This is a genomic window from Rossellomorea orangium, assembly GCF_019334305.1.
Classification (GTDB): domain Bacteria; phylum Bacillota; class Bacilli; order Bacillales; family Bacillaceae_B; genus Rossellomorea.
Genome location: NZ_JAHWGH010000012.1, coordinates 120,276 through 135,538 on the forward strand (window position 1 = coordinate 120,276; position 15,263 = coordinate 135,538).

The 15,263-nt window shown below is 40.0% G+C and carries 15 protein-coding genes; 10 read left to right on the forward strand and 5 right to left on the reverse strand.

Annotated features, from left to right (window positions below):
* Positions 1–96 precede the first annotated feature (96 nt).
* Positions 97–816, forward strand: a complete 720-nt coding sequence (locus KYJ26_RS07060) for a glycerophosphodiester phosphodiesterase (protein WP_219166581.1) — start codon at positions 97–99, stop codon at positions 814–816.
* A gap of 282 nt (positions 817–1,098) precedes the next feature.
* Here KYJ26_RS07060 and KYJ26_RS07065 read toward each other — a convergent pair whose 3' ends face one another.
* The 5 genes from KYJ26_RS07065 to KYJ26_RS07085 all read right to left on the reverse strand — a co-directional run bounded on the left by KYJ26_RS07065 (position 1,099) and on the right by KYJ26_RS07085 (position 3,518).
* Complete coding sequence (locus KYJ26_RS07065) at positions 1,099–1,251, reverse strand: hypothetical protein (protein ID WP_219166582.1); 153 nt, start codon at positions 1,249–1,251, stop codon at positions 1,099–1,101.
* Positions 1,252–1,265: 14 nt separating this feature from the next.
* Complete coding sequence (locus KYJ26_RS07070) at positions 1,266–1,727, reverse strand: DUF4367 domain-containing protein (RefSeq protein ID WP_219166583.1); 462 nt, start codon at positions 1,725–1,727, stop codon at positions 1,266–1,268.
* 145 nt (positions 1,728–1,872) lie between these two features.
* Positions 1,873–2,250, reverse strand: coding sequence for a hypothetical protein (locus KYJ26_RS07075; RefSeq protein WP_219166584.1), 378 nt, complete (start codon positions 2,248–2,250; stop codon positions 1,873–1,875).
* Between the two features lie 134 nt (positions 2,251–2,384).
* Entirely contained in the window at positions 2,385–2,852 is a 468-nt protein-coding gene (locus tag KYJ26_RS07080; RefSeq protein ID WP_219166585.1) for an NUDIX hydrolase, read from the reverse strand.
* A 432-nt stretch (positions 2,853–3,284) separates the two neighbouring features.
* On the reverse strand, positions 3,285–3,518 hold the full coding sequence (locus tag KYJ26_RS07085; RefSeq protein ID WP_219166586.1) for a hypothetical protein: 234 nt from the start codon (positions 3,516–3,518) through the stop codon (positions 3,285–3,287).
* Positions 3,519–3,753: 235 nt separating this feature from the next.
* Here KYJ26_RS07085 and KYJ26_RS07090 point away from each other — a divergent pair, with 235 nt between their 5' ends.
* The 9 genes from KYJ26_RS07090 to KYJ26_RS07130 all read left to right on the forward strand — a co-directional run bounded on the left by KYJ26_RS07090 (position 3,754) and on the right by KYJ26_RS07130 (position 14,944).
* Positions 3,754–4,734 carry a LacI family DNA-binding transcriptional regulator gene (locus tag KYJ26_RS07090; protein ID WP_219166587.1) on the forward strand — a complete coding sequence of 327 codons (981 nt, stop codon included), beginning with the start codon at positions 3,754–3,756 and terminating at the stop codon, positions 4,732–4,734.
* Between the two features lie 6 nt (positions 4,735–4,740).
* Positions 4,741–5,631, forward strand: a complete 891-nt coding sequence (gene rbsK, locus KYJ26_RS07095; RefSeq protein WP_219166588.1) for a ribokinase — start codon at positions 4,741–4,743, stop codon at positions 5,629–5,631.
* Positions 5,628–6,014 (forward strand): D-ribose pyranase, encoded by a 387-nt coding sequence (gene rbsD, locus KYJ26_RS07100; RefSeq protein WP_219166589.1) that lies wholly within the window; start codon positions 5,628–5,630, stop codon positions 6,012–6,014. Before rbsK ends, rbsD begins: the two co-directional genes overlap by 4 nt.
* A gap of 18 nt (positions 6,015–6,032) precedes the next feature.
* Positions 6,033–7,523, forward strand: coding sequence for a sugar ABC transporter ATP-binding protein (locus KYJ26_RS07105; RefSeq protein ID WP_219166590.1), 1,491 nt, complete (start codon positions 6,033–6,035; stop codon positions 7,521–7,523).
* Positions 7,516–8,469 (forward strand): ribose ABC transporter permease RbsC, encoded by a 954-nt coding sequence (rbsC, locus tag KYJ26_RS07110; protein ID WP_034756545.1) that lies wholly within the window; start codon positions 7,516–7,518, stop codon positions 8,467–8,469. The genes KYJ26_RS07105 and rbsC overlap by 8 nt, the downstream gene beginning before the upstream one ends.
* Before the next feature lie 10 nt (positions 8,470–8,479).
* A complete protein-coding gene (gene rbsB / locus KYJ26_RS07115; protein ID WP_219166591.1) occupies positions 8,480–9,418 on the forward strand; it encodes a ribose ABC transporter substrate-binding protein RbsB in 939 nt (312 codons plus the stop codon).
* 342 nt (positions 9,419–9,760) lie between these two features.
* Positions 9,761–10,168: a hypothetical protein gene (locus tag KYJ26_RS07120; protein ID WP_219166592.1), complete on the forward strand. Its 408-nt coding sequence runs from the start codon at positions 9,761–9,763 to the stop codon at positions 10,166–10,168.
* A gap of 448 nt (positions 10,169–10,616) precedes the next feature.
* Complete coding sequence (locus KYJ26_RS07125; RefSeq protein WP_219166593.1) at positions 10,617–11,756, forward strand: restriction endonuclease; 1,140 nt, start codon at positions 10,617–10,619, stop codon at positions 11,754–11,756.
* 158 nt (positions 11,757–11,914) lie between these two features.
* Positions 11,915–14,944, forward strand: coding sequence for a DEAD/DEAH box helicase (locus KYJ26_RS07130; RefSeq protein ID WP_219166594.1), 3,030 nt, complete (start codon positions 11,915–11,917; stop codon positions 14,942–14,944).
* Positions 14,945–15,263 lie beyond the last annotated feature (319 nt).

The following is a 15,263-nucleotide window of genomic DNA, read 5'->3' on the forward strand; positions in this document are numbered from 1 at the left end:
GGAATACGTATACTAATAGTACAACGATGGAAGCCCTTGAAGGTAATGCTTCAAGGGCGTTTCTATTCTAACAACGAGAAGAAAAGAGGAAAGAGAATGGAATTATTTGCTCATCGTGGAGTGAGTGGAGAGGCTCCAGAGAACACGCTCGCTGCATTTAAAGCAGCCGCAGAGTCGGGTGCACATGGTATCGAATTGGATGTCCAACTCACAAAAGACGGTCAGATCGTTGTCATTCATGACGAAACCATCGACCGTACCACCAATGGAACAGGCTACGTGAAGGATTTGACATGGGAACAGCTCAGAACCTATGATGCCGGGAGTTGGTTTCACCCCTCTTTTAAAGGAGAGTCCATCCCTTCACTAGAAGAGGTCCTCGATGTGGTGACCGCTCACCATGACTCGATGATCATCAATATTGAATTGAAAAACGATCTAATCGACTATCCGCAGTTGGAAGAAAAGGTCCTGGAGCTGCTCAAAGAAAAAGGGATGAAAGAACAGACGATTATTTCTTCATTCAATTCTGCGAGTTTGAAAAAGGTTAGAGAGCTTGATCCTGATATTGAGACAGGTTTCCTTTTTGAAGGGATTCCAGCGAATATTCTGGATCGGATTAAGCCCTTGCAGGTTAATGCACTTCACTGTGATCTGTCATTTGCTCAATCTCCAACTGGGCGAAACGTGATGGACATGGGGATGCCTCTGCGCGTATTTACGATTAATACAGTGGAAGAATTCCAGTTAGTGAAAAAAGCGGGTGTTGAGGTTGTGATGTCTGATTATCCGGGGTTATTTTTGGATTATCTATAGAAGCAAAGTGAGAACTGTCTAAATGGTTTCATTTAAGGTGCTCGTGCAAAAGAATAGTGTCACTCTTATTGACACCCAAACTGACTGGCAGCAATAAAAATTAAAGAGATTCGTCGATTGACGAGTCTCTTTGTTTTGTAATACTAATTATTAGCGGCATACCCTTCTTCCATTAAAGCCCCCTATAACGGAACAAGGGGAGCTATCCATTAACCTGGAATTACTCCCCTTATTTATGAGAAAACTTATACGTTAATACTTAAAAGACAAAACAAGAAAAGATTAAAATCCTCCAAATCCACTACTTTGAGATTTCACACGTTCCAATTCCTGCAACTGTTCATCTTTGCTCCCCTGAAGGGTCCTTCTTCCTAAAGCTCCAAATAAACCGATGGCTACAACAACAAAAAGTCCAATTCCTAAATAAATTCCCATTGTTCATCCTCCCATTATTCAAATGATGTTGCTGTTTCAATTAACTCTTCCTTCGTAATTTCATCACCATTTGCCATTAAGTGATACGTCAGGTCTCCATCTTTCCAATGAAGACTCAATGAACCATTTTCAGTTTTTCCAAAAGTACCTTCATTATTACCAATCTCCACTTGCTGCTCATTATCAGTGCCTGAAAAGTGAACTTCGCCACTATTGGTTTTCAAATCCATCAATTGACCATCCACTCCGTCGAATTGGAAAGTCTGCATTACCTCTCTTTGCTCTCCTGGAGTAGGTGTAAAAGTTGCTTCTTTCACTTCGAAAGGCATTTTCGTAGGCAGTTCTGATTGAAATGCCTCCTCTTTAAGGTCTTCTTTTAAATTGGAGTTATCAAAGTCTTCGAGACTGCTGGAAGTCCCACTGTTCCCACAAGCTCCTAAGAACAATATGACGAATAACACGAATAATCTTTTCATAAACTCCCTCCTAACTAATTATATATACGATGGAGCAGTAGGAAAAGTTTCAATTTTCAGTAAAATCATCATTCAATTAACCTGCCCATTGTTTGAAGAAGGGCAATAGCTGAGGTCACAGCCTGATTTTTAGTTGTTGCCCCCGTTACTTAAAGAAGGCTAAAGGATTTTCATTTGAGACATTCCTCATCAAAATGGAGGAAATTAGGTAACAGACAAGAGGATAGTAAACTAAAGGTAGGGTATCAGGGAAAATAAATGGCTTAACTCCAATATATTTTATTAAGGGTAAACTAATTAAAAAGGCTAATAGCATTAGATGAGTTTTACGAAACACTACTGCGACCAAAGCTATGCAACTTGGTATATAAAGAAAAATAACGTACTTCAATCTTAATATCCATATCCAATCGTCAATAGTATCTCCAGTTGATTTTGGTATATAGTCTTTCCATATATATAGCCCCATTAAAGAACCGACTATCCCTATGATAAATGCAAACAAATACCTATTCTCTTTCAATGAGACAACCCCCTTCTTAGTAAAACTGTATTCACTACTAAGAAGAGAAATAACAATTATTTAAGTATCCCACTTATTCAAGTATCCTGCCCATTAATGAAAAAGGCGATAGCCTTAATAGGATCATCTGGTCTTTAGTTAGGTCCCTTAAAAAGTTGCTCATTAATGACGCTGATTGAATAGATGTTTTCTTCCAATAAGTTAGTAAGTATTTGTTTTAATACATGCGGTTCTCGTAATTCCTCATTTTCAAATGCTAAAAGGTCTTTCATTTTTATCCATTTACTATCAGTTATTTCTTCATCTTCGAGAGATAATGTACCTCCAGTAACCTCACCAATAAAATGAAACAAAATGACTTGATGATTCGTATTACTGATAAAATTATATACTCCAGTCGTGCCAATCAGTTTTACATCTAACCCCGTTTCCTCTTTTACTTCCCTCTGAGCTGAATAAAGAATGTCTTCACCATACTCTATATGACCACTCGGAAAGTTCCACTTAAGGACCGCAGTGGGTTTATTCTCTTTTATCATTAACACTTTATCATTACTAAGGATTGATACACTTGCTATTAATACAATTCCATCCTGAGACATCCATTTCTCCTCAATTCTATTAGAAAATTACATTTAATGGCCACATCCCTTTTTTTACCAAATGTTTCTTATCAAGCGAAAAATCATTTTTGGTATAAACAATAAGATGTTGAAAACCACTTCAGATATAGACTCTATTAGGGTATCTTTAAAAAATTCTTTTCTATTTTGTTTTTTATTTTTCATCTTCTAGCTCCCAAGTAATGAATTAAATGATCATTTCAAATATTTTTTGATAACCAAAAGGTAAAATAGCAGCAATCATCATACCTACTCCAATAAATGAAACAGTTAATATGGAAAATTTCAAAGTCGAAATTTCCTTTCTTGTATAAGCGATCGTTAAGACTCTAATCATCGAAAAAACAGTAATGAAAATCAGTACCGCCGAAAAAATACTTGTTAGAATGACCGGCAGCTTAAAATAGCCCCTTAATTTTTCTTCTTTTCAATCATTGATAATATCAAATAAATGACACTTCCACATGCGAACATCAAAAGAAAAGTGTTTGTGATAAGGTTAAAGTCAAGCTCATGAATGACTTGTTCTACTTCTCCGTTACCACTGACCGTAATATATTTCCATCCATCATATTCGAGCGTAAAGAAAGAGAGAATCAAGCCTACTATAATTCCACCGACAATTGAAATCCAGCCTTTTTTCATTGCTTCACCCCTTAACGTAAGTATAAAGGAACAAAGGGGGAAATATTAGTAAATTCTGTAATATTCGTTGATATCTATTCACATCTGGATAAAATCCCCCCCTCGAACACGTCCATTCCATCCATTAAAAAGAGAACAAAACAAATGAAACTATTGCAACCGGTTACAAAAATGTGTTATCTTGTGTGTAACCGGTTACACACTAACTAACCAAAACGAACAGGAAGTGACGCACGTGGCAACAATCAAGGATGTGGCGAGTGAAGCGGGGGTGTCGGTGGCGACGGTCTCCCGGGTGCTGAATGATAACGGCTATGTAGGAGCCGAGACGAGGAAGAAGGTAATGACGGCGATTGAGAAGCTGAATTACAGTCCGAACGAGGTGGCACGCTCCCTTTATAAACGGGAGTCGAGACTTATCGGACTGCTGCTTCCGGATATCACCAACCCGTACTTCCCGCAGCTGGCGAGAGGGGTCGAGGATGAAGTGAGCGAGGCGGGGTTCAGGCTCCTCCTCGGAAACAGTGACGAGAACATTCAGAAGGAACTGGATTATATCCAGACCTTCGTTCAGAACAATGTCGTTGGCATGATTTCTGCGACCAATCATGTGGAGCATGACCAGCTGTATAGTGAATTGAATCTCCCACTCGTCCTCCTTGACCGGACCACGGACAACTATCCGGCTGTCTATGCGGATGGTCGCAAAGGGGGGCGCCTGGCGGCAAAGACCTTATTTGAAAAAGGGGCGAAGCGGATCACCGTCATGAAGGGACCGGCACAAGTGAAGCCGGCACAGGACCGATTCCGGGGAGCCGTCGAGTACTTAAGCGGGACAGACGTCGACTTCACGGTGATGTCCACGACCTCGTTCTCCTTTGAAGACGCAAAGGGCTGGGCAGAGGAACTGTTCGCGACCTATCCTGATACGGACGGGGTCATCGCAAGCAATGATATCGTCGGGATCGCGATTCTCCATGAGGCCTTGAGGCTCGGGAAGAAGATACCTGAAGACGTACAGATCATCGGCTACGATGACATCCCTCAGAGCAGCCTTTCCTATCCGGCGCTCTCCACGATCAGGCAGCCGGCTTACGAAATGGGCAGGCAGGCCGCGGCACTTCTGATTAAACTGATAAAAAAAGAAAAAGACATCGATACAAGTGTTCAGCTTCCGGTTGAACTCATACAGCGAAACACAACACGAAAGGGATGAAGGAAGATGAAAAAAGCGAAGATTGCCGTAATCGGCAGTTCATCCATGGATCTAGTGGTCACATCAGCGAAGCGGCCCGGTGCAGGGGAAACGGTACTCGGCGACAGCTTTGACACGGTACCCGGTGGAAAAGGCGCCAACCAGGCCGTAGCAGCAGCAAGGCTTGGGGCGGACGTGTACATGATTGGATGCGTAGGCGAAGATCCTTACGGCCAAGAGATTTTGGAAAACTTTAAGAGTAATGGTGTTCATACCGACTATGTGGAACCGGTTACAGGTCAGAAATCCGGAACCGCTCATATCATCCTCGCTGAAGGGGACAACAGCATCGTCGTCGTTAAAGGGGCAAATGATCTTGTGACACCTGAGTACGTGGAAAAAGCAGCCGATTTTCTCAAAACATGCGATCTCATCATGATCCAGCAGGAAATCCCAGAGGAAACCGTTGAGTACGTAACAGACCTGTGCAACAAGATTGAAGTACCACTGCTGCTTAACCCGGCACCGGCACGAAAGATTTCACAGAATGTCATCGTTGGCGCGAGCTACCTGACACCGAATGAACATGAAGCAGATGTGCTCTTTAATGGAATGAAACCGTCAGAAGCACTGAAACAATATCCTGACAAAGTCATCATTACCGAAGGAGCAGCGGGAGTTCGCTATCATAATGGAACAAAGGAAGTCCTCGTTCCTTCCTTCAAAGTAGAAGTCGTTGATACGACTGGGGCAGGCGATACGTTCAATGCCGCATTCGGAACGGCTGTTGCTGAAGGACAGTCAATGGAAGAAAGCCTTCGATTCGCAAACCGCGCCGCATCCCTTTCCGTGACCGGATTCGGGGCACAGGGCGGAATGCCGACAAGAGACGAAGTGGAAAGGAAGCTGGCAGAATGAAACGACATGGCATCTTGAACAGTCACATTGCAAAAATATTAGCCGATCTCGGCCACACGGATACGATCGTCGTGGCCGATGCCGGTCTCCCGATTCCGTCAGACGTCGTGAAAATCGACCTGGCATTGAAACCGGGAGAGCCGTCCTTCCTTGACGTGGTCGAACTGTTAAAGGAAGAAATGGTTGTCGAAACCGTCACGCTTGCAGAAGAAGTAGAAACGAATGCGGGGGTTCATGAACAGATGACCTCATGGTTCGACGGGATCCAGTATGTATCCCATGAAGATTTCAAAAAAGAAACCCATAAGGCGAAGGCCGTCATCCGTACGGGGGAAGTCACACCGTATGCGAATTGTATCCTTCACGCGGGAGTCATTTTTTAAAACAAAGGGGGTAGTAGCATGCAGATCAGCATGAAGAATATCCATAAAGCATTTGGCACCAACCAGGTTCTAGAAGGAGTGGACATCGAGATTGGGGAAGGCGAAGTCCATGCCCTGATGGGAGAAAACGGTGCCGGAAAGTCGACTCTGATGAACATCCTGACGGGTCTTCACAAGAAGGATCAGGGTACGATCACCATCGACGGGAAGGACATGACGTTTGATAATCCGAAGCAGGCCGAGGAATTCGGTGTTGCCTTCATCCATCAGGAGTTGAACGTCTGGCCGGAGATGACCGTCCTTGAGAATCTTTTCATCAATAAGGAACCGGTTACACAATTCGGTCTCATTAATACGAGAAAAATGAAAGCGGTTGCGGATGAGCAGTTTAAGAAACTGAACATTTCCATCCCTCTCACCAAAGAAGCAGGACAGTGCTCGGTCGGGCAGCAGCAGATGATTGAAATCGCCAAAGCCCTCATGACGGATGCGAAAGTCATCATCATGGACGAGCCGACAGCGGCCTTGACGGACCGGGAAATCGAGACGCTCTTCACCGTCATCCGTTCTCTAAAAAAAGCCGGCGTGTCGATCGTGTACATCTCCCACCGGATGGAAGAGATCTTCACGATTTGTGACACGATCACAGTCATGCGGGACGGACGCACGGTGGATACGACCCCGATCCCCGAGACGAACTTCGATGAGGTCGTTAAGAAAATGGTCGGACGTGAATTGACCGATCGTTTTCCAAAACGCCAACCAAAACCAGGCGAAACGATGCTTGAAGTGAGGAACCTGACGAAAAAGGGACTGTTTGAAAAGGTAAGCTTCGAAGTACGTTCGGGAGAAATCGTTGGTGTATCAGGATTGATGGGGGCAGGACGAACGGAAATTATGCGAACCATTTTCGGACTCGACGGACGATATGAAGGCGAAATCCTCGTGAACGGGAAACCGGTCACGATTAAAACACCCGATCAAGCGGTGAAGCTCGGTCTTGGATTCATCACCGAGGATCGGAAGGATGAAGGACTCGTCCTCGACTTTTCCCTGAAGGATAATATCGCCCTTCCAAGCCTCTACAGCTTCACGAAGAAAGGTTTGATCAATGATAAAAGCGAACAGGACTTTGTGGAAATGCTCATCAAACGGCTGACGATCAAGACGGAATCAGCCCGGACTCACGCAAAGAACCTTTCGGGTGGGAACCAGCAGAAGGTGGTCATCGCTAAATGGATCGGCATCGGTCCGAAAGTGCTCATCCTCGACGAACCGACAAGGGGAGTCGATGTTGGAGCAAAACGGGAAATCTATCAACTGATGAACGAGCTCACCGACCGGGGCGTCGCGATCGTGATGGTATCATCCGAGCTGCCAGAAGTACTCGGGATGAGCGACCGCATCCTCGTCGTCCATGAAGGGACCATCGCAGGAGAGCTATCAAAAGAAGACGCTACACAGGAAAAAATCATGACATTGGCGACAGGAGGTCACGCACATGAATAACGCACTCAAAACGAATCACGTCGGCAATCTGATGCAAAAGCTCGGTCCACTTCTCGGACTGTTTGTGCTGATTGCGACCGTATCCATCATCAACCCTAGTTTTCTAGAACCCTTGAACTTATTGAATCTATTACGACAGGTCGCGATCAACGCCCTGATTGCCTACGGGATGACCTTCGTCATTTTGACCGGAGGAATTGATTTATCCGTCGGCTCGATCCTCGCCTTATCCAGTGCCCTCATGGCCGGGATGATGGTATCGGGTATCGACCCAATTCTTGCGATCCTGATTGGCTGTATCCTCGGAGCCGTGATGGGAATGGTCAACGGACTACTCATCACAAAAGGAAAAATGGCACCATTCATCGCAACACTCGCAACGATGACCATGTTCCGCGGGTTGACGCTTGTATACACAGACGGTAACCCAATTACGGGACTTGGCGACAGCTATGCATTCCAACTGTTCGGAAGAGGATACTTCCTTGGAATCCCGGTACCTGCAGTCACAATGATCCTGACGTTCGCGATCCTGTGGGTCATCCTTCACAAAACACCGTTCGGCCGAAAAACGTATGCCATCGGTGGGAATGAAAAAGCAGCCCTGATCTCAGGGATCAAAGTACCGCGCATCAAAGTGATGATCTACTCCCTGGCCGGCTTACTGGCAGCACTCGCAGGAGCGATCCTGACGTCACGCCTGAATTCAGCTCAGCCGACAGCCGGTACATCCTATGAACTTGATGCTATCGCCGCCGTCGTCCTAGGCGGGACAAGCCTTTCAGGCGGACGCGGACTGATCGTCGGAACACTGATCGGTGCACTCATCATCGGAACATTAAACAACGGTCTGAACCTGCTCGGCGTCTCATCCTTCTTCCAAATGGTCGTAAAGGGTGTCGTCATCATCATCGCCGTTCTCATCGACCGAAAGAAAGCAGCATAGGAGGGATACTATGAAAAAAGCATGGTTACTACTAATCAGTCTATCACTCCTATTCCTAGGCGCCTGCTCCTTGCAGCCGCCGGAATGGGCGAAACCAAATAAAAGCTCAAACCCTGAAGACATCAAAATCGGACTATCCGTTTCAACCCTGAATAACCCATTCTTCGTCTCCATGAAAAATGGGGTAGAAGACGAAGCCAAGAAACAAGGCATGGAAGTCGTCGTCGTCGATGCACAAAACGATGCGGCAAAACAGATCAATGACGTAGAAGACCTCATCCAGCAGGGCGTCAACGTCTTACTCATCAACCCGACGGATTCAGCGGCCATCTCCACTGCCGTCCAATCCGCCAACAGCCTGGGAATCCCCGTCGTCACCCTTGACCGCTCAGCGGAAAAAGGAGACGTCGCCACACTCGTCAGCTCCGATAACGAAAAGGGTGGCGAGATGGCAGGAGAATACCTTGTCAAACAGCTCGGTGAAGGAGCAAAGGTTGCAGAACTCGAAGGTGTACCTGGAGCATCCGCCACCCGTGAGCGTGGAGCAGGATTCCACAACATCGCGGATGAAAAGCTCGATGTCGTGGCCAAGCAGACAGCAAACTTCGATCGTACAGAAGGTTTGAATACGATGGAGAACCTGATCCAGGGGAATCCAGATATCAAAGCAGTCTTCGCTCATAATGACGAAATGGCATTGGGAGCACTGCAGGCAATTCAGAGTTCAGGTCGTGACGTTCTAGTCGTTGGATTTGATGGAAATGAAGATGCGATGACTAGCATTCGAAATGGTAACCTGTCTGCGACTGTTGCTCAGCAGCCTGAGAAGATTGGTTCGTTGGCCGTTCAGGCTGGGGCTGATGTGTTGTCAGGGAAGAAGGTAGACAAGAAAATTCCAGTTCCGTTGAAGTTGGTGACGGAGGAGAATATAGAAGACTCTTCAGAATAACTTGTGGTGGTAAACCTCATTCGTGCATTTGGGCGAATGAGGTTTTTTTCTTTGTTGATAAAACTAGTGGAGAAAAGAATTTAGCTTTTCTTGTTTGCGTTTGCCTCAAAGGAGTTGCGGATATGAACCTGTTTATCAAATGATTAATCCAAGGGTAAAAATTATCTTTAAGATTTTTAAGATAACAAACTTGCTCTTCATTTTCTCCTCCACTTCTAGCGTTTAGCCTTGCTCTACTTAATAACAACATATTTTAATAAGAAAGTTGATCTAAGGGGTATCCTTTCCCAGCCAATCTCACTATATAAGGGTTGAATACATATTGAAACAGGAGTGAATCAAATGGATAGATGGAGAAATTTAAACCAATGGATGTTCGATTTGGATACATTTAATCACCTGTATATTTGGATTCTGTTGAATGCCATGTATGAGGGCCTAGTTCAGTTAGGGTGTATGGTGATTGATGGAAGGCCGTATATTCGGTCGATTGGGAAGTTTCGAGAGGACCTGCTTTATAAAGTGAGATTGTGGCCATTTTGTAAGTGGTTGGAATCTGGGAAGTATAAGTATGGGAGAATCTATACGTTTAAGCCGATGAATGATCTGGCTTGCGGGGATTATTTCTATTGGATCGGTATGTCTGTAAGAAAGAGTGGTGATGATTCTGGGATTGACCGGCTTGGTAATAAAGCTGATTCCGGAATGTCTTCGTGCGGCGAAAAGCATGTGAATCAGGTACGGAAATAACCTGCAAACAGACTTAAGATCTTAGAGAAAGAATAGATTTTAGAGAACAACAACATCAACACCACCGCCATTAGAGACGCTAAGGATGTAGATAGGGGAAGGCGCAGATTTGATATTTCATTGGCATGATAAGTGTAATCATGATGTTTGAGTAGTTTAATCGGAGGACCTCTGGTTCGAGCACTTAGAAGGGAGTATTTTCTACTAGGTGTAGAGGAGAATCGAGACCAATATCATCATTTGGGGGCAGACCTTAGATACCGATAGCATTCAATGTACCCAGGACATGATCTTAATATTTCTCAACATTTGATCGAGCCCGTCTTCCTCTCACTACCTGTAAGCCCGGCAACTTGAACAAGGTTTTATTTCTTGAAATTTACTAATTTACTAATAAAAACTATTTTTATGGTAAAATATAACTAAAATGTTCTGAGGGTGTTATATCATGAAAAAACCATTTTATATGACTCAAATTGCTTTATCAAAAAAAGTAGGGTGGTCAGAGGCCAATGGTAGATGGTGGATAAAATATTTTTCAGAGTTTATTCCAGTGAAGAAAGATGGCAGAAAGAAGTTTTTTAGTGATGAGTCATTTGATGTTTTATCTAAAATAAAATTCTTAAGCGAAAAGGGTCTTACAAAGAACGAAATTTTGGAGGTATTTAAAAAGAGTGGCATTCCAAAAACAGAACAAGAAACCACTGATTTAATAACAAACAATATATCTGTTAAGTATCATGACAAGGAAATTGCTAATTCTCTTCCTGCTCATAAGGAACTTTTAATTCCCTTATTAAATGTTCTTAGGGATAAAAAACCTTATACCACGACCATGATAAACGACGGGGTTATTGATCAACTTGGATTATCAGAGGAGCAATTAAACATCACCTATTCCGATGGTAAAGAGTTTATTTTTGCTCATAGAATGAGGTCAGCAAGATACTCACTCAAGAAAGAAGATTATATTGAAGAGGTAAGTAAATATACATATCAAATCACAGAAGAAGGTTTAGAACTTCTCCATGATAATTCTAAAGAAAAAGAAGATGAAATTGAGGAGCTTGAAAAAGTTGTTGACCCTTTTGAAACCATTCAGGATAAAGTCGAAGAAATTGAGTCTGATTTAATTAAAGATTTAATCGAACACCTTAAACAAGCCCATTGGCGTAGGTTAGAAACGATTGTCGTAGAGCTATTAACTTCTATGGGATATGGTGATGGAGAAGTTACTAAAAGGACTAATGATGGTGGTTTAGACGGCATTATCAAAGAAGACAAATTAGGCCTGGACAATATTTATGTTCAAGCAAAACGGTGGGAAAATACAGTAGGAAGTCCAGAAGTGATGGGATTCTCAGGGGCATTAGACGCTAAAGGTGCTAAAAAAGGAATTTTTATCACAACATCTAACTTTTCAAAGGCAGCAGAAGAATATGTTGAAAGATTGGTAGATGTTAAAAAAATTGTTCTGATTGATGGTAAGAAATTAGCTAAGTTGATGATAGAAAATAATATTGGGGTTAGTAACAAGAAAAAGTTTGTTGTGAAAGAAGTTGATTTTTCTTATTTTGAAGGAGAATAGAACTTTAATACCTAACCATTTAATATTGGTGTCTGACCCTCTGTATGGTGAAGCATTAATGTACTGGGGGTCAGACCCCAATTTTTAAGGGAATGTAAGATATTTTACAATTCTTGTAGTATTATCTTTATGAAATGATATAAAGGGAGTAATTTAATATGGGAAAAGAACTGAACTCTAAAAAATGGAATGACAAAATCAAAATTCAAAATATACTGTATGATTTTCAAATTGATGCATTAAATTTAGCAACTAGATATTTAAATAGTCCCACTACTGATCATGCATTAATTAAAATGCCTACTGGCACTGGGAAAACTGTATTAATTGGACTATTAAGTCATTTTTACAGTGGGGTAAAGAATATTTTAATAATAACTCCATCTCGAGCTGTTAAAAAACACCTTTTGTTTGAAATAGAAAAGAATATTATAGAAAAATTTAATCTAACTAATCTAAATATAAAAGGTGTAAAAGAATTACTACCAAGCAAATTTGAAAGTTCCTTACAAAATGATCCGAGTGTATATATATCTACTGTGAAGGGTTTATCAGATATAAAATCTAACAAAAAAGATTATCAAAAACTCAAGGGAAAGATTGACTTAATTATTTTTGACGAAGGCCATAGGGAACCAGCAGAAGAGTGGCAATTAGCAATAAGGAATTTAGAAAAAAAAGTTATACTCTTTACTGCTACTCCAATCAGGAATGATAACAAGAAATTTAAATTTAATAAAGACTTTGTATTCAACTTCCCTTTTGAGTTAGCGGTTGAAAATAATTACGTTAGAAATGTAAAGTTTAACTTACTTGAAAGTAAGGATGTTAAATCATTTATGGAAGAAATAATCACTAAATTTGAAAAATTTGAAGATGAATATAAAATAATTTTAAGGTTCAATAATACAGAAGAAATTGGACAAGCTCTTCAAGTTTTAAGAAATAGTGGTAAAAGAGCTATTGCTATACATGACACTTTCAATAGTGCAGATACTTATAGTGATATGGTCAAAAATGTGCCTAGTGATATTAAGTCGAAAGCAGTAAGTTATTGGTTGCATCAAAATAAAATGTTAGAAGGACTTGATGATAATAAATTTGTAGCCGTTGCTATTTATGGAACTTTTACAGACGTAAGATCATTAGTACAACAAGTCGGTAGAATTATTAGGCATAGCAACTTTGGCAAAGATTCTATATATCAAGAATTTGGAGAAGTTTACTATAAAAATTCAGAGCAGGATCAGGAAAAGTTGTGGGAGGAATATATTTTTTACGAAAAAAAACTTTTTTTAAACAAAGATTTAATCTTCTTTAATTTTGAGGATTATATGCAAAAAATTATTAATGGACATCCTGACATTTTACATAATGAGAAGCGGTTTCTAAAAAAAATTCAACACCGAAGCAAGAAAGAGGATATTCTTTATAAATACAAACTTCCATTAAGGACAAATATTTATTTTTATAATCAAAACTATGATTTTGATGAAATAGTTAAGAAAGTAGAAGAATTTTTTGCTTTGGAGGATTATTATATAATTAGCAAGGTTATAGAGGAAAAAGAATCCTTTTTCTTTGCATTTTATACTTCATACAAAAACTCACCTTACTTGGTTAACGAGTCATTTCTTGAAGTTAAAACAGGAATATTACTGTTAAAGGTGATTAACGATATATTATTTGTGTTTGATTCGAACAATATTATACCAAACTTTATTAAAGATAATTTTAATACATTGGAATCCACACAATTACAAAAATTATTTAATGAAAAGAGTAAATTTTCGCAAATCTCTATTACGAATGGTAGCATTTCAAAAAATGAAGTAAATAGAAGTGTATTTTTTGCAGATAATTTAAAAAACACTGCACCTCAAGTTACTGATAAATATAGGTTCGCTACTACCGCTAATGGCACAATAATAAATATGGAAGATAAGGTTAGTAAGAGGTATATAGGCTTTAGAAACTCAAAAGTGTCTGATTCCTCATATGAGTATTCACTATCAAACTATTTAAAATGGTTGAACTTTTTAGAGGAGAAATTAACTAAAAAACCATCAAATACTGAAAATATATTTAGTAGATATGCACCAATTACTAAAAAACCTAAGGATATTAAGCCAATATGGATACAATTTAATATCAAAAATTTATTAAATGATAGCAAGCCAATAGAACTTATTAAAAGTGCATATGGAGTCAATACTGAAGGTGGTAAGTGGGTAGTAACACTTGAATTTTATGATGGTTTTGAAAAGAAACTACAGGTGCTTTTTGATCCTCAAAAAAATAGATACTATTTCGCGCAACTAGATAAAATGAAGATTTCTATTGATAAAGAAGGAAATAGTATTACAGATTATTTGAATAGGAAACAGGCATTTCAAGTAGTAACTAATTCACCTGGATATATTTATTCGCATAATTTTTTCTTTAAAGTTGGGATTGATAAAGAAAAAAAAGAGCTTCTACCTATATTAAAAGAGTTTAAGTTACAAGAGGACATTCTTCTTACTGAAAAAGGACCTCTTGTAAGCAGAGAAGAAATTAGGGATGATTGGGATGAAAACTCCCTTTTTCATTTAATTTCAAATCAAGGAAGCATTCTCGATTCAACCGATGACCAGTCAAAGGTTATACAAAAAGAGTTAGAGGATTTAGACTATATAATTTGTAGTGACTTAGGAAATGAAATTGCAGATTTTATCGGAATAAAAGATTCAGAAAACAAACGTAAGGTTTATTTTATCCATTGCAAAGCTACAAAAGAGAAAAAGAAATTATCCGCCTCATCTTTTCAAGAAATATGTGGTCAGATAATAAAAAATTTAGATTATGTTCATCCATTAAGCATAGAAAATCCAGGAATAGAAAATTGGAATTCTGAATGGATAGGGGCTAAATATAAAGTAAAAAAGTTAAGAATGATTAAAAATAAAGAAAAAAAAACACCAGAAGAATTATGGGAGTTGATAAAAGATATAAAAAAAGATCAGGAAGGTGAAGTTTACGTATGGGCTTTGATTGGCAACATGTTCTCTCTTTCAAAATATAGATCAATTACAAATCACCATACAAATAAGCAATACATCCCTTTTCATTATATTTTAAATAATACATGGGCAGCAGTACAGAGTGCAGGCGCAAAATTTAAAGTATTATTTAATAGGATCGATTGACAAATATGGACTATTAATTTATATGGAGTTGAAATATAAGAAAACTAAGAGAATCTGAATTTGGTAGTATTTAAGTCTAGTTTGCATTTAAATATCACTGGTCGTTATCTCTAATTAGAGAACATTTGATTGAATTAATTAAGAAATTCTATAAATATTATATTTAAGGAAAACCGCTTATTATTTAAATTATGAGCGGTTTTCCTTTTAGTAATACATTACTCTTGTAATTGATTCACGTCTAATTGTGTAGAATTTAACCATTTTTTGTTAAAATATATGTGGATACATTATGCTAAATATACTTATATTTCCTTTA

Coding starts and splice junctions, on each gene's coding strand:
- KYJ26_RS07065 (WP_219166582.1), bottom strand. CDS start 1,251: ATGGGAATTTATTTAGGAATTGGACTTTTTGTTGTTGTAGCCATCGGT.
- KYJ26_RS07085 (WP_219166586.1), bottom strand. CDS start 3,518: ATGAAAAAAGGCTGGATTTCAATTGTCGGTGGAATTATAGTAGGCTTG.
- KYJ26_RS07060 (WP_219166581.1), top strand. CDS start 97: ATGGAATTATTTGCTCATCGTGGAGTGAGTGGAGAGGCTCCAGAGAAC.
- KYJ26_RS07105 (WP_219166590.1), top strand. CDS start 6,033: ATGCAGATCAGCATGAAGAATATCCATAAAGCATTTGGCACCAACCAG.
- rbsD (WP_219166589.1), top strand. CDS start 5,628: ATGAAACGACATGGCATCTTGAACAGTCACATTGCAAAAATATTAGCC.
- KYJ26_RS07080 (WP_219166585.1), bottom strand. CDS start 2,852: ATGTCTCAGGATGGAATTGTATTAATAGCAAGTGTATCAATCCTTAGT.
- KYJ26_RS07130 (WP_219166594.1), top strand. CDS start 11,915: ATGGGAAAAGAACTGAACTCTAAAAAATGGAATGACAAAATCAAAATT.
- rbsC (WP_034756545.1), top strand. CDS start 7,516: ATGAATAACGCACTCAAAACGAATCACGTCGGCAATCTGATGCAAAAG.
- KYJ26_RS07125 (WP_219166593.1), top strand. CDS start 10,617: ATGAAAAAACCATTTTATATGACTCAAATTGCTTTATCAAAAAAAGTA.
- KYJ26_RS07070 (WP_219166583.1), bottom strand. CDS start 1,727: ATGAAAAGATTATTCGTGTTATTCGTCATATTGTTCTTAGGAGCTTGT.
- rbsB (WP_219166591.1), top strand. CDS start 8,480: ATGAAAAAAGCATGGTTACTACTAATCAGTCTATCACTCCTATTCCTA.
- KYJ26_RS07120 (WP_219166592.1), top strand. CDS start 9,761: ATGGATAGATGGAGAAATTTAAACCAATGGATGTTCGATTTGGATACA.
- rbsK (WP_219166588.1), top strand. CDS start 4,741: ATGAAAAAAGCGAAGATTGCCGTAATCGGCAGTTCATCCATGGATCTA.